Here is a 17,431-nt window from a genome sequence, read left to right on the forward strand (position 1 = left end):
GGATTTTCGAGATAACTTAAAAAGGGAGTTTTGACAAATGAGCGAACGATTCGATGACAAAGTTGTAATCATTACTGGGGCAGGATCAGGGTTAGGACAAGCAGCCGCATTGGAATTGGCTAAAGAAGGGGCTAAACTTTCATTAGTTGATTTAAACGATGCATCTTTGGAAGTGACAAAAAAATTAATCTTGGAAATTGCACCAAAATCGGACGTGCTTCTGGTCACTGCAGATGTATCGGATGAAGAAGCAGTAAAGAACTATGTAGACCACACAGTCAGCAAGTATGGAAGAATCGATGCATTTTATAATAATGCGGGTATCGAAGGTAAACAAGCCCCTATGGCTGAATACGATAGCAAAGTTTTCAAAAAAGTGACGGACATCAATATCAATGGTGTGTTCTATGGTATGAAATACATTCTGCCAATCATGAAAGAACAAGGATCAGGGGCAGTTGTGAACGTGGCTTCCGTAGGTGGAATTCGTGCTGTGCTTAACCAAAGTGCTTACGTTGCGAGTAAGCATGCTGTTGCAGGCTTAACGAAAACAGCTGCCATAGAATATGGTCAATATGGAATCAGCATAAATGCCATTGCACCAGGAGTTATCTTAACGGCAATGGTAGAAGGTTCATTCAGGCAAATAGGCGGGGAAAATTGGGAAGAAGCAATGGCGGATTTCATCAGTGTGAATCCTAAGAAACGCTTTGGTAAACCTGAAGAGGTCGGCCGTTTAGTCGCCTTCCTATTATCAGGGGAATCGGAGTTCATCAACGGGGCTGTCATTCCGATTGATGGCGGACAATCTTCACAATACTAAACGTGTAAAGGGAGTGACAGTATTAGGTCACTCCCTTTTTAATCGTATCCTTTTATTTTATGACCAAATGAATTCAAATTTTAAAAATCAGAAACGAAATACGAACCATTAGAATAGTAACGGAACTCATAAAAAAACGCCATATTAAGGCGCTTAACAAACATTAAAGAAACCAATCGTTACTCTTCTTTATCGTGAAGCTTATCTTCATATTCAGTTTCCAACATACCATACAGACCATTCATCTCTTGTTCATCTGGATCTGCTCCAAAGTCGTTCGTGGATTTTTTCTTTTTGTCGTCAAGGATTTCTTCTTTATCATTCTTCTTATCCATACATAACACCTCCAACTATCAGGATGTCTCATTGTCCAAATAAATATACTAAAGTGACTCAGGTACTTTTAGGATTTCTTGCGGCTAAGTTCAGAGATTATAGATAGAATACCAATTTCATTATCCTGAACATTTAATGATATTCTAAATAGTTATTACTCTTACTATTTGTTAAGATATAAATATATAACCTAGTGATAACGGAGAGAGAATGTGAAGAAGAAACGAAAGAGATCTAAGAATGTTTTTGTCATTTTCATCCTGATTTTTGCATTTTTGCTTATAAAGGAGATCATGAAAAGCCCATATTCCGAAAATGTTTCCACATCAGTAAATTCGCTTGATTCTTTTGCGAACGTGAAAAAGTATAGTACACTTCTCCGCGACGAGCTGTCTAAATACGGACTTGAGGAGCATACTTCGACATTGATTGCCTTGATGCAGCAGGAAAGCCGAGGACGGGGCGGTGATCCAATGCAGGCATCTGAGTCGGCGGGGCTTGACCCGAATACAATCACAGATCCAACGGAAAGCATTAAGTATGGAGTGAAACATTTCAATAGGATCAATGAATATGGCAATGAAAAGGACGTGGATTTTGCTACGATCATTCAAGCTTATAACATGGGAATTGGTTATATTGATTTCGTTGCAAATAAAGGGGGCAAGCATACTGAAGAGCTTGCGAAGAAGTTCTCCCTGCTTCAGGTCGAAAAAAACCCCACCCTCTATGATTGCGGCGGAGACAAAGAGAATTTCCGATATCCATATTGCTACGGTGACTACTCATACAGTGCAAAGGTAACGAAGAATATCGATGAACTTGACAGTATATCGGCACAAGCCGATGGGGAGTGAGGGGGAACAAAAAGCCTACTGAATGAAGCAGGCTTTTTGTTCATGGTCTACCTCTTTTGTGGAGTTCATAAAAAACCATTGTCATGTATTGTTCAACCATGGTAGAAGGTCTTTATGTTTATAGGATTTCTCGGATTCTGAAATGGTTTGTGAAAGAAGGATATCAATGGAATCAAGTAAAGAGTTTAAGGCTTGTTTAACAGAACCACTTTCAAATTGCTCTAAGGGCACAGGTAACTCTTCCTCGTCCAAAATAAAATGTGACCCATCCGGAAGCACCATGATATCAATGATCAAATCTTCAAAAGATAACAACTTATCAGCCATATATGTATTTTTTACAATATTAAAATAGGAACCTAAATAATTACCTTCATTATCTCTCCAAATGTATAAATTATAAGGGCGGTCTTTCCAATAATAAGCAATCGTATAACTTCCAGTGGGTATATTTAATTCTATAGGACCCGCTTTCATCGTGAACGCATCCATGATTTCATGAAAAAGCACGACATGATGATTTTGTGCTTTTAACAGCAAACAGGTATGTTCTACAACAAAAGAGTCATAGCGGGTTTTTCTTTCAATTATTTCATCGCCACGTTGAAGTGTTGTTGTAAATATTTTGTCCATCATTTTATTTCTCCCTTAAAAACCATCTAGATCAGCCTTTGTTTCTTTTCTATTTTGGTAAATATCAAAACCCAATTTCACAAGTACCGAGAAATTAGGTGTTAACTACTTCAAAATCGTTCACTCTTCTGAAATAAACATCTTACCAGAAAGGTGTTTATTGAAACTTATCCATGATACGCCTGCTTTAAAGTTTTAATGTCAATTTTCTTCATTTGGAGCAGCGCTTTCATCATTCTTTCCGATTTTTCAGGATTGGAGTCGTTTACCATCTCGGTTAGATTTTCTGGGATGATTTGCCATGACACGCCAAATTGATCTTTCAGCCAACCGCACACTTGCGCCTTTTCATCTCCCGCTTCGGAGAGTTTCCCCCAATAATAGTCCAATTCTTTTTGATCCTCGCAATGGATGATAAATGATATTGCCTCTGTGAATTTGAATTGCGGACCGCCATTTAATGCTACGAATGTTTGTCCTTCCAATTCAAATTCCACGGTCATCACAGAACCCATTGTCTTTCCATGGATTTGATTTCCTTCATTTCCATAGCTAGTGATTCTTCCGATCCTAGAATTTTCGAAGATGGAAGTGTAAAACTTCGCCGCCTCTTCGGCTTGTGAATCAAACCAAAGGTTAGTTGTGATTTTTTGAATTTTGTTTTTCATGATTTTTCTCCTTTATTGTTTTCATGTATAGCCAGGATAATTAAATTTGTTATTATGATCATGGAAATGCGAAAGATTAAAACCTTGAAATTACCGTTTTACTATACACCATTTATCATGAACCAAGAAAATGATATAAGGTTAGGGTATGTATCCAACCGATCATTTAACTAATCCCTTTAATCCTTGGTGATGGAAATACAAAAGGATATAGAAACTTTTCATTTGTGAAAAGTCCTATATCCAAATTTCATTTCTCAGCTCTCGAAGTTAAATTGCCATTGGATTCCGAATTTATCCGTCAATTGACCGTAAATTTTACTCCAAAATGTTTCTTGAAGCTCCATCCCAACCTTACCGCCTTGACTAAGTTTATTAAAGATCGATTTAATTTCATCCAAATCCTTACTAACAAATGCCAAGCTGATATTATTTCCTTCGACAAAAGGCATGCCAGGAAAAGCATCGGAAAACATGACATTGCTTCCATTAATACTTAGCCTTGTATGCATGACTAAATCTTTTGCTTCTTCTGGAAGAGTAAATTCCGGATTAGGCGGTGTTTCCCCAAAGGTCATGATATTAGGTGATGCCGTTCCAAAAACTTCTGCGTAAAACTCTACTGCCTCTCTACAATTCCCATTAAAATTAAGATATGCATTAACTGACATTTGTTTCACTCCTATTATTTTATATTTTTTTGCCACAAGATTCATACACCTATTGTATTAAGTGTTGTTAAATTTTCTTTACCGGACGAAAAATTCCGGTGGCTCAATCCCGAGTGTTCTGAGATAAATATATCCCTGTCCTCTGTGATGGATTTCATTTTCGAGGGCATATTGAAGTCTCTCAAAGTGGCTTTGTGAGGGTCCGAAAAAGGGATCCTTTTCAACCGCTTCAAGTGTTTCCTCGGTAATTTCCTCCCACAGTTTTCTAGTATCTTGCCTTACTGCTTCGCATGCAGATATTAGTGCCTCTTTTGTAGAAAGTGCAGCAAACGAATCTGGAAACTCCCATACACTAAGTGCAATTCCACGCATATATCCAGTTTCAATGTTCATGATTTCTTTAACCATCTCGGCGAAAGGGCGAAGCTTCTCGGCCGGTGTATAGTGAAATAATTCTTCTTCAGGAAAGGCTTCAAGTACCCGCATTGTCAATCTCCTGTTGTCTTCTAATATATTTAACAATCCTTCTTTCGATAGAAACATTATTTACCTCCTTTGATAGATACTCTATAGAAGTTCTGTGAAAAATCAAAAAGTCCTGCAAAATTCCAGTATATAAAGATTGATCAGTTTTTTTAATGTAACTACTTGGGCAGATTCAAGATTATTAATGGTATGAGTATGATTCTGTATATCATTTTTCTTCTACACTTGATGGAGTGCTAGTGACATAAAAAAGAGACGATTCTTTATTCGAAAAAGAAAGATAAAGTTATGTTACATTAACTGTTGAAGCGCAATTTCTGGAAGGTCATTTGAAATATGTAGGAGATAAAACTAAGCAAAATTCGTAAAATATTTGACTAATGGAGCATAATCAATTTATCCTTTTTTTTCTTAAGGTGTACAGGTTTCAAAAACAGAAAATGATTGTTTTTAACATTATTTTACTTCTTAATAAGCGGAGAGAAGTTTGGTGGATATTGCTTAAATCTTACATTTATTATAGGATTCAAGTAGTCATATGTTTCCATCGCAAAATATGCTAAAAAGGAAAGAGTATCAATAATAATGGAACCATCAGAAAGGGAGAGTAGCAAATGATTGATAATGTCGGTCAAATTATGTTATATGTAAATAACCAGGATGAGTCATTGAAATTTTGGACAGAAAAATTGGGGTTTAGCGTAGTTTCTGAAGAAGATAACGGCCAAGGCTTGAGATGGATTGAAATTGCCCCAACAAAGGAAGCACAAACTAGTATCATCCTGCATAACAAGGAATTCATTGCTAAAATGCAGCCTGAATTAAATCTTAATACACCCTCGTTAATGTTTTACTCGGAGAACCTTGATGAATTATATAAAGACTTTTCGGAGAAGAATATCAAACTGGGGGAACTTGTAAAGATGCCTTCTGGAAGAGTATTTAATTTTGCTGATAACGAAGAAAATTACTTTGCGGTCATGGAAAAAAAGTACTCACATAGCAAATGATTAAAAACATCAAAACGACTATGGAAACTTTTTTAGTCGTTTTGATATGTCATGACATCATGTTATATCGCTTAATACAGTATTGGTCCTATTTAGTCAGCAGGCCGTGGTCCAGCGGCAATTCCAGAGTTTTCAACAGTCATGATCGGTCGAATGGTTATATCTCCATTCACGTAAATTTGACAGGATAAACGCAAATGATCCTCCATTCCTTTTTCCTCAAAGACCTTTTTTTCTTTATTTGTGACTTCCAAAAAATCACCTGCCAATATTTCCACTCTGCAAGTTGTACATTTTGCCTTCCCTCCACATCTGTGGAGAATATTTATACCGTTATCTTCCATCGCTAATACTAACTTTTTTCCCATTTCAACTTCAAAAGTTCCTTGGTCAAATACAGTTACGTAAGGCATTTTATACCACCTCATATTAATTATAGGATATCTTCCAACGGGTCATTAACATATTTATTCTCTTACCTTGTCCATATGACAGAAAAAAATGTAAAAAAATCATTACTGATTGTTAAACCCCATTCGTTAAACAAAGTGCCTATCTCATTAGATGAATAATTAATTATCTTGAAGACAAACTTTAAGTAGATTGAAAATTATAGATTTAACAAGCTTCAAATAGGTCCAAATACGAAAATAAGTATGGTTTACTTAAAAAAAGAGTGAAAAATAAAGGGGAGGCGCCTGTCTGTGAATAATGGTAATTGTGATTTTTCACCAATGAAACAAGTATTAAAAGAGGATATTCGCCAAGTAATAACGGCATTACAGGATAACTTAGAAGCAATGGGTGATGAAAATTATTGCCTTCTTGGAAATTTTGAAAAAATTAAAGAAAAGTTTGTATACATTGATATGAAAGCTGCAACTTTTTATTTAAACTGTTATTTGTCTCCGTTTACGGACAAATATCCGGAATTATCTATTTGTGTACAAAATATGTCAAATCTTAGACATGGGGGATTAATTGTGATTCAGCGGGAGGATTCAGTTGATTCTTTGATTCAACCCGGTATTCCCATAGGTGCAGAATTAACCCATTCATTATTGGAATCAATTTTTTTTCCTGGAAATCCACTACATGATGGTGCTGTATTGGTAAGTCATAATCATATTGAATCCGCAGCAAATGTCCTTCCACTTTCTGGCAGATCAACAGGTGGGAAAAAACTTGGAACCCGCCATCGCGCTGCTTTAGGTTTAACAGAACGAAGTGATGCCCTTGTATTGGTAGTATCAGAGGAAACAGGCAGAGTTTCATTTGCCTTAAACGGGAATCTGTACCCAATTAATACCCATGGGCCTCTATAGAATTCGAATTATAGTCGAGGCAGGCAATATCCTGGCCGATTATGATGTCCGTGGTAATTCTGCATTGGAATTTGAACGAGTCATCATTAAGAAATTCGTATTAAAACGAAAAACGATTGAGCTATTGGCAAGTGGTGGTTAAAGAACATGGATTTACTTCTCCCCTCTAAAATTTTGGATCGTTTTTTACTCCAAAAGTTTACTTCCGTGAATACAGTTCCGGAAATGGTCATGGATTTATTAAACCCGGTGATTTTTACCGGGTTTTTGGTTGCTTTTTATATAAAAAAAGGCATATGATAAAACAGGAGATTAAATCAGAAAAGATATAAAACGAAAGAGGATTTATAAATGATAACTATTAAAAGTGAACGAGAAATACATTTGATGCATGAAGCAGGTAAACTTCTTGCTGCGACACATAGAGAAATCGCTAAAATGATAAAACCGGGCATCACGACTTGGGAAATTGAAGAGTTTGTCGATAAATACTTGGCAGAGCATGGTGCGACACCTGAACAAAAGGGCTATAACGGCTACAAATATGCAACGTGCGCATCTGTGAATGATGTAATTTGTCACGGCTTCCCGCAAAAGAAAGCCTTGAAAGAGGGAGACATCGTAACGATTGATATGGTGGTAAACCTTAACGGCGGTCTGGCCGATTCAGCTTGGACATATGCAGTCGGGAAAGTTGAAGAAGAGGTTCAGCGTTTGATGGATGTAACCAAGGCTGCACTATATAAAGGCATCGAGGCTGCACGGGCAGGAAATCGTCTTGGGGATATTGGTCATGCCATTCAGTCATATGCAGAAGGTGAAAAGTTTTCTGTTGTCCGCGATTTTACAGGACACGGTATCGGTAAAACCATGCACGAAGACCCAACCGTTTTACATTATGGTAAACCAGGTAAAGGCGCCCGTCTAAAAGAAGGCATGGTCATCACGATCGAGCCTATGTTGAATGCAGGAACATGGCATATGAAAATGGATCAAGACGGCTGGACGGCGAGAACGGCAGATGGAAAGCTTTCTGCTCAATATGAACATACCCTTGTCATTACAAAAGAAGATGCGATCATTTTAACGGAACAATAAAAATGAAACGGCCAAATGAACTGCACCCCAATTGTTAGACAACATCTAATAATTGGAGGTGCAGTTTTTTTGACTAAATATACGATGGACAGAGTACTTGGAAGGGAAAAATCCTATAAATCCATTGCAGAAGAAAGAAATGTAGGTTTATCCCCTCTGAAAATATGGGCCGATTGCTATCTTGAACATGGGATGGAAGAACTTGCTTCATCCTATACAAAATACACTTGCCCTTATTATATGAACGAAAATGGGGCATCAATCAGCGCGACGGCTGTACACTATAACCTTCCTACCGATTTTACACTTTTGAATGGGGCAAATCAGTTAAAGGAAGGAGGTATAGACGCTCTTAAACCAAAGAAAAAGGGTGTCTATCCATGAAAAAAGAAACCAAGAAAACATCGACAGGGCACGGAGTACGTACTATTATGTGATAAACGCTTTCGGGCGTGAGGAAAAATACACAAATTAAATCCCTTATCGAAGAGGATTTCCATACGCATAAAGGACGTTATGGGTATCGACGCATCCCCTAGAGTTACGTAACCGAGGTACTCACATCAATCATAAAACAGTTCTCCGATTGATGAATGAACTAGGAGTGAAGTCATTGGTTCGCATGAAGAAATACCGTTCGTACAAAGGGAAAATCTCGATAATGCGGTCATTGGAAACTTCTTTGGGCTATTAAAATTCGGTTACTTTTCTTCAAGAATTTGAAAACATGGAACATTTCAAACAAGAACTAGAAGAATATATCCATTTCTACAATTCTCAACGAATCAAGGTAAAATTAAAAGGCATGAGCCCGGTATTACCGGGTTCATGCCCTCAAGGCTGCTTAATTAAATAAAGTGTCTAACAATTTGGGTGCACTTCAATTGGAAGATCCTTTTTTTATTGCTTAATTTATTTTCTTATCGTCTTTACTTAGAACATGAATTTCATAAGGGCCAGGAAATGATTTTTTTATTTGTTTATATTGAAAAAATTCATTTGTGAGTTCGTCAATACGTTTTCCTATTTCTTTAGCTTTTTTATCTGTATTGTCTATGGAAGTATTAATAATAATGGGATTCTGACCATCTATTATAGTTGTAGATGTAACTTTGAGATCCTTTATTTCTTTCAACCCTTGATCTATTGATGGCATAACTTTCATTTCCCAATCTCGTTTTAAATTTGATTTAAAACGTATTGGAATATCCTTAACATTGAATCCTTTTTCTTGAGCTAACTTAAGAAATTCTTTATGAAAATTGTTAACCTCATTGGGCTCAATCACTTTTTTATCGTTTCTATAGAACATTAAGTCCAATTGTACAATGCGTCCGTCAGTGGCTGAATATGAAGTTCCTGTCAAAACATCAATTTTATCAATCTTCTTCATTTCATTTGCTACTTCCTGAATAATTTTTTCCTCTCGTTTTTGTCTTTCTGTCTGATTGGTATCATTCCAATAAGCAAGAACTTTTACTTTATAATCCCTATGCTTTTTTGATTGCAATACTTCTTCAATATTACTTTGAAGATCGTCTTTTAAATAATTAAAATTTTTCTTGGAATAAGGCCTAATCACAAGAACGACTTCTTTTTTTGCCCGAGAAAGGGTTAAATCATAGCCATCTGGATGCCCTTTTTTCTTAAATACATTTTTGTTAAAAGAAGATTCAATGGCATTTTCTAATTTGATTGTTTCATAGTAGGAAATTAAATTATTTGGACTATCTTTAGATGTGACATTATTATCAGAGCTTTCCATTTCCTTATTGGTTTTATTTGATGTACATGCTACTACAAAAAATAACATACCGAATAAAATGAATAACATGGATACTTTTTTCAAAAAATCATCCCCTAAAATATTAGCATTTTTACCCAACATTGTTAATTATAACATAGTTTTTAATGTTCTTATTAAGCTTCTCCGTTAGCCACCTATGAAGTGTTAATGTTTCAATAAGTGGGCAACCCTTAAACAGCTTTTAATCTTTCACAATCGGGTGCAATTCTTTAATTTTCGAGTTGGGATGAAGCGAGATCATATTCCTTTAATAACTGTGCCAAGAGAAGTTTATACGTATCAAGGGCTTGTTTCGTACCAATTGAACGCCTGGCCAACGCAAGCAGGGAATGGGCTATTTATGCCCGGAATATCGCAATTTTTCAAACAAGAACTAGAAGAATATATCCATTACTACAATTCTCAACGAATCAAGGTAAAATTAAAAGGCATGAGCCCGGTAGATTACCGGGTTCATGCCCTCAAGGCTGCTTAATTAAATAAAGTGTCTAACTTTTTGGGTGCACTTCATAATCGTGGGCCGTTTCTTTTTGTTTTAACAATTTCATAATGAACCTCGACAGAATATTCTGAATAACTTCACCATACAATAGATCAAATACGTAAAATTAGTACTAGGTAATTAGGCATTAAAAACTTTACTATTATGTGGCAGCACAGGATAATAAGGGAGAAGGAAGAAATGTTTTTTGATGAGTTCATAAAACTGGATATAAAGGGGGTTTTGACAGTGAAGAAAGGGGAAAAACTGTCTACAACGGCTGAATCGGTCGGGTTGAGCCAGCGGGAATTTTTAACGATTTTTTTACTTCATTCTTTGAGAATTAAAGCGAATTATCCAAGGGCGATTCATCAGGACCTAAAAAATACGTTTACTGGAAAAGTGCATAGCTATGACTATTTATGTAAAATATCCAATACGCTTGTCGAATCCAACCATTTATCACTATATACGAATAAGGGAAGGAATTATTATCAGATAACTGAAAAAGGAAAAGAACTTTACATATGGTACCAAGAGAATTTCCTGGAACGGTTTTCCGAGGTGAAAAAGGTCATTGACCGGTTCATGTACGATTTAAGGGGATCTGGTGAAAATCCCTCGGTTCTCAATGAACTTCCTGAAGAATACAGGTCATATTTCTCGAAAATAATATCGGTAAAGGATCTTGTACGCTATGTTACTTTAAAAGCCGCTTTCACTAAGAAGCCCATTTACATGGGGGAAATTGGCGATCTGCTTAAAAATCAGTTCGGTTGGATAGCATCAAACGGCTATTTATATGATTTATCTCATGAAATGGAAGAGAACGGCCTTCTTGTCGGCAGGTGGGAAAGTGAAAAACGAACAAAACGATATTTACGAATCACCGATGAAGGGCAGCATCATTACAAACAGATTGCGGATTCGGCCGCTTTTCAAGTCCAGGAAATCCAAAAATACATGGCTAGTGTCGTTATGTTCTTAAAAGAAAAGTCTTAAAGGATTATTAGAAATGGGGCCCTTAAGTTTGTAAGGAGATTCAAGTTACATGCTTAAATTGACTCGATCAAGGGTAAATGTTACTTAAAAACACTTCTTAACAAGGGGGAATGCGTAATGGGAGAAAAACACGATGAAATAGGAAGCATATTCAGTTTCATTAAAGGCCAAGTAGATAAGCTTCCCATTTCACAATCGAAAAAGAACAAAATGCTCGACCAACTCTTAAAGCTTAAAACAATGACAGTTGATGCAAGGGAACCGCGAATTGCCCTTGTAGGAAGGCGCGGATCTGGAAAATCATCACTGATCAATGCGATGTTTGGTCAGGAAAGGCAATATGTCAGTTCTGTTAAATCTGGAACGGGTAAGGGAAAATGGCTTTGGTACCCGAGTGATGCTGAGCCCAAAATTCGTTTGCTGGATTCCCGTGGGTTGGGTGAGAGTGAAGCTCCTACGGAAGAATTTGAAGAAGAAACACCAATGGACGAATTGATAAAAGCGGTAACCGAAGAACAGCCCGATGTTTTTCTTTTCTTGATTAAAGCAAAAGAAACGGATTCACGGATTGAAGAAGATCTGCTAGAGTTGAACAAGCTGCGCAAGGTCGTAAAAGAGATCCACCATTATGATGTACCCGTCATCTGTGTGGTCACCCAAGTGGATGAACTAGATCCACCACATTATAAACAAGCACCTTTTGATGCCAACCCTAAGAAAAAAAAGAATATTGATGAAGCCATTGCTTTGATGTCCAAGCGATTTAACGAAAGTGAAATCCCACTATTGAACATCATCCCGATTTGCTCATATATTGACTTTGATGAAGGTGGAAATATTGATTATGATATGCGTTGGAACATCGATTTGCTTTCAGATTACTTAATCGAGGCCTTACCCAGCGAAGCGAAGCTAAAGACGGCCAAAGCGATTCAGAGCCAATTCGTTAAGAAGAAGTTCGCGCGGACGATTGTGGGAACGTTTACGGCAATCACCGGATTAATAGGTGCAGAGCCAATACCTTTTGCCGATTTTCCCATATTGACCGGCATTCAAGGGTTGATGATTGTGGTAATTGGTTTTATCGCGGATAAAGACATCAATACCAAAACGGCAAGTGAATTCATTACAGCATTAGGGATCAATGTTGGAATCGGTCTTCTTGTCAGGGAAGGCGTCAGGGCTGCAGTACGTTTCATACCAGGGGCCGGTCTAGCAGTCTCAGGTGCGGTAGCCGGCGCAGTCACGTATGGAATCGGGCAAGCTGCGATAGCTTACTTTATCGAAAACAAAGATATTGACCAGGCGAAGAAAGCTTATAAGAATGCTAACAAAGAATATAAAAATGAAGACATTGACTCTTAACGGGCAGATTCAAACCATTAACTAAACTAAGGTGATATGATAAAGTGGTGTTTTGGCGGTTACTGTTTCTGTGGCTGAATGGTTCAGGATTTCTTTACTACAGGAGGGATGGTCTTCATGTCGTTTTTTCAATCACAAAAGCAAAAAGAATATATTCAAAAATTAGAGGAAGCGATTCAGCCCTTTTCCAGCCGATCTGAAGCACTGGATGATTCAAAGGGTTTTCCATTTGAAAACATCCAGGAGTTAAAGGAATTCGGATATCCTAAATTAACGTTAGCAAAAGCGGATGGGGGAAATGGCGGTTCATTATATGATTTTCTCCTATGCCAAGAAAAAATAGCTCAGTATTGTGGCCCAACAGCCTTAGGAATAGGCTGGCATGTCGGAACGGTCCTATCCTTAACTGAGAAAAGACCATGGGAAAAAGGAGTCATGAATGAATTGTTTGATGAGGTGTCGAAAGGCGCTCTCATCAACACGGCAGCATCGGAGGCTGGAACAGGAAGCCCGACGCGCGGAGGCCGTCCGGAAACGCTCGCTATCAAAAAGGGTGAACAATGGAATTTGAATGGCAGAAAGACTTTTACTACACTCTCTCCCGTCCTTAATATTTTTCTTGTAACGGCATGGGTACCCGAGGATGAGCGGCTAGGCACATTTTTAGTTCATCGTGATTTAATGGGAGTAAGCATAGAAGAAACTTGGGATATGATGTCCATGCAGGGGACAGGTAGCCATGATTTGGTGTTAAATGATGTCAGCCTTCCTGAAAAGTATTATGTCATGAAAAGTAATCCTGGTGAAAAAAGGAAACCTGAAGCGTGGCTTTTACATATACCGGCTTGCTACTTGGGAATTGCAGTGGCAGCCAGAAATTATGCAGTTGAATTTGCTAAAACCTATTCTCCCAATAGCTTACCAGGACCAATCAGGGACCTTCCGAATGTTCAACGGACAATTGGAGAGATGGAACTGGAATTGAGCGAAGCACACCATTTCCTTTACTCTGTCGCAGAGAAATGGGAGCAGCACCCTGAAGATCGTGATGAATTATCGAAACAATTGGGTGCTGTCAAGCTATCGGTAGTCAACAAATCGATTTCGATTGTCGATAAAGCGATGCGAGTAGTCGGAGCCAAAAGTTTACAACGGAAAAATCCCTTGCAACGCTACTATAGGGATGTACGTGCAGGCCTTCATAATCCTCCGATGGATGATGCGACAATTACGATGCTCGCAAAATCCGCTCTTTATTAAGTGAGTATTCGGATATTTCTTATTTGCACTGAAATGACTTCGTCGTTTCAGTTTTTTCCTGTTTATTTACTAACTCTTAATCAACCGTTTATTTGTTCTGGTACCTCCATGCTTTAGCTATCTCTTTTTAATTTCAACCTGAAATTTTTACTAGCTTATCATTCTCTATCTTGTTATGATTTATATACCTTTTTAAATCTTCGGAAAATATCGAAAGTTCGGTGTGAAAATGAATTTGATAACAAAAGATTTACTGATTAACTTTTTAATTATCCTTTTTCCGCTCTTTTTATTGCAAATGAGCTATCTAGTAAAGTACGTGTACCGTTTAGATGCATTAAAAGGATCGTTCTTAACCATTTTTCCTATTCTTTCACTTGTTCTATGCATGCTATTCCCAGTGGTCATAGAAGAGGATTTTGTTTGGGATCTTCGATGGATCCCTTTTCTTTTAGGCGGTTTATATGGAGGCTATAGGTTAGGTATCATATTAATAGTCATCACTCTTTTTATCCGTTATATAACAGGGGGGGGAAATGGATTTTATGTATCATGCATCTCTTTTCCGCTAATGGGAGTTTCCCTGTTTTTTATATCTAAATACTATTTAAAAATGTCTGTCAGTAAAAAAATCCTCATCGGCATATCCTTAATCTTTATTGTTCACATTCTCACACAGTTTATTTCAACACAAATATTTGAACTTACTATTGGCATTAGTCTTTGGAAACAATATTTCACCATCCAAGTCATAGGAATCGTTGTTGTAATTTTATTATGGGAAGTCATCCTGACTAATTTTCAGGTTCTCGAGAAATTAGTGAAAGCGGAAAAATTGGAAATCGTTAGTCATCTGGCTGCAAGCATATCTCATGAAGTCAGAAACCCCCTTACAGTTACTAGGGGATATATACAAATGTTAAGCGAAGACGTTTCTTCACATACAAAGGTCCAGTATGTAAATATTGCGCTGAATGAATTAGATCGGGCCACGGATGTCATTAATGATTATTTGACATTTGCTGCCGTAAGCCCTGAAAACAAGGAACGATTAAGGGTATCCGAGGAAATTCAGCATGTCGTCAACCGTATAAAACCCTTGGCTAACGATAATGGAACTGGATTGAAGTTGTCCTTATTTGAAGAAGAAGCATATTATATAATGGGGGAAAAGAAGAAATTTCAACAGTGCCTGTTCAATATATTAAAGAATGGCTTAGAATCGATGCAAGATGATGGCGAAATATACATACATTTAATTCCCGACGCAACCAACATCCAAATTATGATTCAAGATCAAGGAATTGGAATGACACAGGAACAAATATACCGTCTAGGTGAGCCTTATTTTACGACAAAAAATAAAGGAACGGGATTAGGCCTAATGGTTTCATATAGCGTCATCAAAAGCATGGATGGAACGATACATGTGTCAAGTGTTCAAGGGAAAGGTACATGTTTCTCCATTAATCTGCCCATTCATAGATATGAGCCTATTTGAGTATAGTGTAAATTGACGGTTTAATTCTCATACATTACAATTTATTTAATTGCCAATTATTATGAAATATTCAATGATGCATTTGATACCTAAGGGAGATGATTAAATGAAATCGCTTACAGACGGACAAATCATTTGGGAACCGACAAAAGAACAAATCGAGCACACGGTATTGACTCAATATGTGAAATGGTTAAAAGAAAAGAAAGGTTTATCATTTCATGATTATCATGAATTATGGAAATGGTCGGTTGATGAACTGGAGGAATTTTGGGCTTCAATTTGGGATTATTGTGATGTAAAAGCCGCCAGGAAATATGACAGGGTTTTAGCGGAGCAAGCAATGCCAGGTGCGAAATGGTTCGAAGGGGCAAGGCTTAATTATGCTGAAAATGCATTATTGAATGCTCAAGAAGAAAAAACGGCGATTTTTTTTCGTTCCGAACATATCAGGCAGCAAGGGATTAGCTGGAAAGAGCTGAAAGAAAAAGTGGCTTCTGTCGCCCATTCATTAAGGGAACTTGGTGTGAAACCGGGTGACCGTGTTGTTGCCTATATGCCAAATATACCTGAAGCGGTCATAGCTTTCTTGGCAACAGTAAGTATAGGTGCCATTTGGTCCAGTTGTTCTCCTGACTTTGGTGCAAGAAGCGTCATTGATCGTTTCAAACAGATTGAACCGGTTTTATTACTGGCGGTTGATGGGTATCAGTACAACGGAAAAGTATATGATAAAACATCCGTTGTTTCACAGCTTAAACAGGAATTGGGCACTGTTAAGCATACCGTGTTGGTTCCTTACATAGAAAAAAAGGTTGTGGAAGTGAATCTGGCAAATACAATCCCTTGGGATGACCTATTAAAAGAAACGGCGGAATTATCTTTTGAAAGTGTTCCGTTCGATCATCCGCTTTGGATTCTCTATTCATCAGGTACAACCGGAATGCCAAAACCAATTGTACAAGGGCATGGCGGTATATTATTGGAGCATTTTAAATCAACAAGATTGCATCAAGGCATGACTTCCGAGGATACGGTATTCTGGTTTACGACGACAGGCTGGATGATGTGGAATCTACTAATGGGAGGTTTGCTTAATGAAGGGACGATTGTTCTTTATGACGGCAGCCCTGCCTTTCCGAATATGGATGCCCTTTGGGAATTGGCTGAAGACACAGGCATGACTTTCTTTGGAACAAGTGCACCTTTCCTTACGAATTCCATGAAGTTAGGAATCAAGCCAATGGGAAGATATGATTTAACAAAATTGAAGGCTCTTTTTTCAACTGGGGCTCCATTGTCAGGTGACGGATACAAATGGGTGTATGAGAATGTCAAGAAAGATATATGGCTCAGTTCATCTAGTGGCGGAACCGATGTTTGTGCCGGATTTGTAGGTGGTGTTCCAACATTACCTGTAAGAATCGGGGAGATACAAGGAAGGGCATTAGGTGTTCGTGCAGAAGCCTTTGATGAACAAGGTCAATCATTGATTAATGTAGTCGGTGAATTGGTCATTACTAAACCGATGCCGTCCATGCCGCTTTACTTCTGGAATGATCAAGACGGGTCAAGATATTACGAGAGTTATTTCGATACGTATCCTGGAATATGGAAACATGGAGATTGGATAAAAATCGACGACAAGGGCAGCTGCGTCATTTATGGACGTTCCGACTCAACCATTAACCGTGCTGGTGTACGGATGGGGACTAGCGATATCTACCGCGTCGTCGAAGCGATCGATGAAGTTATGGAAAGCCTTGTCATTGATAGAGAAGTGCTTGGCCGCGGTTCTTCCTTGCTGCTGTTCGTCGTCCTTAAGCCTGGTAAAATCCTGGATGCAGCATTGACAGGGAAAATCAATGAACAAATCCGAGGACATGTGTCCCCTCGTTTTATCCCAGACCAGATCCATGTCGTTGATCAAATACCTAAAACCTTGAACGGAAAGAAAATGGAAGTACCGATACGCAAAGTGTTGCTAGGTTTCGAGTTTGATAAAGTGGTGAATGCAGACTCCATGGGAAATCCAGAATCGCTTCAGTTTTTTAAAGAATTAGCTCTCGAGTTGAATGAGAAAAAAATATTCTGATATCCCAGGCGGA

General features: G+C 37.9%; 20 protein-coding genes and 2 pseudogenes. 15 read left to right on the forward strand and 7 right to left on the reverse strand.

Annotated elements, in window-relative coordinates; genetic code table 11:
• The first annotated feature begins 37 nt into the window (after window positions 1-37).
• A complete protein-coding gene (locus tag N9I19_RS07945; protein ID WP_317777428.1) occupies window positions 38-823 on the forward strand; it encodes a glucose 1-dehydrogenase in 786 nt (261 codons plus the stop codon).
• Between the two features lie 179 nt (window positions 824-1,002).
• Here the strand turns inward: N9I19_RS07945 and N9I19_RS07950 are convergent, their stop codons facing one another.
• Entirely contained in the window at window positions 1,003-1,158 is a 156-nt protein-coding gene (locus N9I19_RS07950) for a DUF4021 domain-containing protein (RefSeq protein WP_317777429.1), read from the reverse strand.
• Window positions 1,159-1,371: 213 nt separating this feature from the next.
• Between N9I19_RS07950 and N9I19_RS07955 the strand changes: the two genes are divergently transcribed.
• Window positions 1,372-2,016: a lysozyme family protein gene (locus N9I19_RS07955; protein WP_061463172.1), complete on the forward strand. Its 645-nt coding sequence runs from the start codon at window positions 1,372-1,374 to the stop codon at window positions 2,014-2,016.
• Window positions 2,017-2,097: 81 nt separating this feature from the next.
• On the opposite strand, the gene N9I19_RS07960 is transcribed toward N9I19_RS07955, so the two are convergent.
• From N9I19_RS07960 to N9I19_RS07975, 4 genes are all read right to left on the reverse strand, one after another.
• Window positions 2,098-2,649, reverse strand: coding sequence for a DUF402 domain-containing protein (locus tag N9I19_RS07960; protein ID WP_317777466.1), 552 nt, complete (start codon window positions 2,647-2,649; stop codon window positions 2,098-2,100).
• Between the two features lie 167 nt (window positions 2,650-2,816).
• Window positions 2,817-3,317 carry a VOC family protein gene (locus tag N9I19_RS07965; protein WP_317777430.1) on the reverse strand — a complete coding sequence of 167 codons (501 nt, stop codon included), beginning with the start codon at window positions 3,315-3,317 and terminating at the stop codon, window positions 2,817-2,819.
• 257 nt (window positions 3,318-3,574) lie between these two features.
• Window positions 3,575-3,988, reverse strand: a complete 414-nt coding sequence (locus N9I19_RS07970; RefSeq protein ID WP_284470782.1) for a VOC family protein — start codon at window positions 3,986-3,988, stop codon at window positions 3,575-3,577.
• A gap of 78 nt (window positions 3,989-4,066) precedes the next feature.
• Complete coding sequence (locus tag N9I19_RS07975; protein ID WP_317777431.1) at window positions 4,067-4,531, reverse strand: DinB family protein; 465 nt, start codon at window positions 4,529-4,531, stop codon at window positions 4,067-4,069.
• A gap of 557 nt (window positions 4,532-5,088) precedes the next feature.
• On the opposite strand from N9I19_RS07975, the gene N9I19_RS07980 reads away from it, so the two are divergent.
• On the forward strand, window positions 5,089-5,484 hold the full coding sequence (locus N9I19_RS07980; protein WP_317777432.1) for a VOC family protein: 396 nt from the start codon (window positions 5,089-5,091) through the stop codon (window positions 5,482-5,484).
• Between the two features lie 92 nt (window positions 5,485-5,576).
• Here N9I19_RS07980 and N9I19_RS07985 read toward each other — a convergent pair whose 3' ends face one another.
• On the reverse strand, window positions 5,577-5,897 hold the full coding sequence (locus N9I19_RS07985) for a 2Fe-2S iron-sulfur cluster-binding protein (RefSeq protein WP_089362198.1): 321 nt from the start codon (window positions 5,895-5,897) through the stop codon (window positions 5,577-5,579).
• A 291-nt stretch (window positions 5,898-6,188) separates the two neighbouring features.
• Between N9I19_RS07985 and cdaS the strand changes: the two genes are divergently transcribed.
• The 6 genes and pseudogenes from cdaS (at window position 6,189) to N9I19_RS25450 (ending at window position 8,763) form a co-directional block, all read left to right on the forward strand.
• Entirely contained in the window at window positions 6,189-6,809 is a 621-nt protein-coding gene (cdaS, locus tag N9I19_RS07990; protein ID WP_317777433.1) for a sporulation-specific diadenylate cyclase CdaS, read from the forward strand.
• On the forward strand, window positions 6,796-6,951 hold the full coding sequence (locus tag N9I19_RS07995; protein ID WP_317777434.1) for a hypothetical protein: 156 nt from the start codon (window positions 6,796-6,798) through the stop codon (window positions 6,949-6,951). The genes cdaS and N9I19_RS07995 overlap by 14 nt, the downstream gene beginning before the upstream one ends.
• Before the next feature lie 209 nt (window positions 6,952-7,160).
• Window positions 7,161-7,907 (forward strand): type I methionyl aminopeptidase, encoded by a 747-nt coding sequence (gene map, locus N9I19_RS08000; RefSeq protein ID WP_284470778.1) that lies wholly within the window; start codon window positions 7,161-7,163, stop codon window positions 7,905-7,907.
• Window positions 7,908-7,976: 69 nt separating this feature from the next.
• The gene (locus N9I19_RS08005) at window positions 7,977-8,291 is read left to right on the forward strand and encodes a hypothetical protein (RefSeq protein ID WP_317777435.1); all 315 of its coding nucleotides are present in this window, start codon (window positions 7,977-7,979) and stop codon (window positions 8,289-8,291) included.
• An 86-nt stretch (window positions 8,292-8,377) separates the two neighbouring features.
• Window positions 8,378-8,562 (forward strand): annotated as a pseudogene (locus N9I19_RS25445) (IS3 family transposase); the annotation flags it as partial.
• Between the two features lie 72 nt (window positions 8,563-8,634).
• Window positions 8,635-8,763 (forward strand): IS3 family transposase, encoded by a 129-nt coding sequence (locus tag N9I19_RS25450; protein WP_486352017.1) that lies wholly within the window; start codon window positions 8,635-8,637, stop codon window positions 8,761-8,763.
• A gap of 51 nt (window positions 8,764-8,814) precedes the next feature.
• Here N9I19_RS25450 and N9I19_RS08015 read toward each other — a convergent pair whose 3' ends face one another.
• Window positions 8,815-9,756: a hypothetical protein gene (locus tag N9I19_RS08015; RefSeq protein ID WP_317777436.1), complete on the reverse strand. Its 942-nt coding sequence runs from the start codon at window positions 9,754-9,756 to the stop codon at window positions 8,815-8,817.
• 319 nt (window positions 9,757-10,075) lie between these two features.
• On the opposite strand from N9I19_RS08015, the pseudogene N9I19_RS08025 reads away from it, so the two are divergent.
• The 6 genes and pseudogenes from N9I19_RS08025 to N9I19_RS08050 all read left to right on the forward strand — a co-directional run.
• Window positions 10,076-10,189, forward strand: a pseudogene (locus N9I19_RS08025) (IS3 family transposase); the annotation flags it as partial.
• Between the two features lie 255 nt (window positions 10,190-10,444).
• Window positions 10,445-11,197: a PadR family transcriptional regulator gene (locus tag N9I19_RS08030; RefSeq protein WP_061463184.1), complete on the forward strand. Its 753-nt coding sequence runs from the start codon at window positions 10,445-10,447 to the stop codon at window positions 11,195-11,197.
• A gap of 117 nt (window positions 11,198-11,314) precedes the next feature.
• On the forward strand, window positions 11,315-12,562 hold the full coding sequence (locus tag N9I19_RS08035; protein ID WP_317777437.1) for a GTPase: 1,248 nt from the start codon (window positions 11,315-11,317) through the stop codon (window positions 12,560-12,562).
• 117 nt (window positions 12,563-12,679) lie between these two features.
• Entirely contained in the window at window positions 12,680-13,822 is a 1,143-nt protein-coding gene (locus N9I19_RS08040; RefSeq protein ID WP_317777438.1) for an acyl-CoA dehydrogenase family protein, read from the forward strand.
• A gap of 229 nt (window positions 13,823-14,051) precedes the next feature.
• On the forward strand, window positions 14,052-15,323 hold the full coding sequence (locus tag N9I19_RS08045) for a HAMP domain-containing sensor histidine kinase (protein WP_317777439.1): 1,272 nt from the start codon (window positions 14,052-14,054) through the stop codon (window positions 15,321-15,323).
• Between the two features lie 106 nt (window positions 15,324-15,429).
• Window positions 15,430-17,418 carry an acetoacetate--CoA ligase gene (locus tag N9I19_RS08050; protein ID WP_317777440.1) on the forward strand — a complete coding sequence of 663 codons (1,989 nt, stop codon included), beginning with the start codon at window positions 15,430-15,432 and terminating at the stop codon, window positions 17,416-17,418.
• Window positions 17,419-17,431: the final 13 nt, after the last annotated feature.

The organism is Peribacillus sp. CSMR9 (assembly GCF_033141925.1).
Lineage (GTDB): Bacteria > Bacillota > Bacilli > Bacillales > DSM-1321 > Peribacillus > Peribacillus simplex_A.

What these genes read in the sequence shown, in the direction of transcription:
- N9I19_RS07950 (WP_317777429.1), bottom strand. Translation starts at nt 1,158, where the DNA reads ATGGATAAGAAGAATGATAAAGAAGAAATCCTTGACGACAAAAAGAAA.
- N9I19_RS07980 (WP_317777432.1), top strand. Translation starts at nt 5,089, where the DNA reads ATGATTGATAATGTCGGTCAAATTATGTTATATGTAAATAACCAGGAT.
- N9I19_RS08045 (WP_317777439.1), top strand. Translation starts at nt 14,052, where the DNA reads ATGAATTTGATAACAAAAGATTTACTGATTAACTTTTTAATTATCCTT.
- N9I19_RS25450 (WP_486352017.1), top strand. Translation starts at nt 8,635, where the DNA reads ATGGAACATTTCAAACAAGAACTAGAAGAATATATCCATTTCTACAAT.
- N9I19_RS08035 (WP_317777437.1), top strand. Translation starts at nt 11,315, where the DNA reads ATGGGAGAAAAACACGATGAAATAGGAAGCATATTCAGTTTCATTAAA.
- N9I19_RS07965 (WP_317777430.1), bottom strand. Translation starts at nt 3,317, where the DNA reads ATGAAAAACAAAATTCAAAAAATCACAACTAACCTTTGGTTTGATTCA.
- map (WP_284470778.1), top strand. Translation starts at nt 7,161, where the DNA reads ATGATAACTATTAAAAGTGAACGAGAAATACATTTGATGCATGAAGCA.
- N9I19_RS07975 (WP_317777431.1), bottom strand. Translation starts at nt 4,531, where the DNA reads ATGTTTCTATCGAAAGAAGGATTGTTAAATATATTAGAAGACAACAGG.
- N9I19_RS08050 (WP_317777440.1), top strand. Translation starts at nt 15,430, where the DNA reads ATGAAATCGCTTACAGACGGACAAATCATTTGGGAACCGACAAAAGAA.
- N9I19_RS07960 (WP_317777466.1), bottom strand. Translation starts at nt 2,649, where the DNA reads ATGGACAAAATATTTACAACAACACTTCAACGTGGCGATGAAATAATT.
- N9I19_RS07970 (WP_284470782.1), bottom strand. Translation starts at nt 3,988, where the DNA reads ATGTCAGTTAATGCATATCTTAATTTTAATGGGAATTGTAGAGAGGCA.
- N9I19_RS07995 (WP_317777434.1), top strand. Translation starts at nt 6,796, where the DNA reads ATGGGCCTCTATAGAATTCGAATTATAGTCGAGGCAGGCAATATCCTG.
- N9I19_RS07945 (WP_317777428.1), top strand. Translation starts at nt 38, where the DNA reads ATGAGCGAACGATTCGATGACAAAGTTGTAATCATTACTGGGGCAGGA.
- N9I19_RS07985 (WP_089362198.1), bottom strand. Translation starts at nt 5,897, where the DNA reads ATGCCTTACGTAACTGTATTTGACCAAGGAACTTTTGAAGTTGAAATG.
- N9I19_RS08040 (WP_317777438.1), top strand. Translation starts at nt 12,680, where the DNA reads ATGTCGTTTTTTCAATCACAAAAGCAAAAAGAATATATTCAAAAATTA.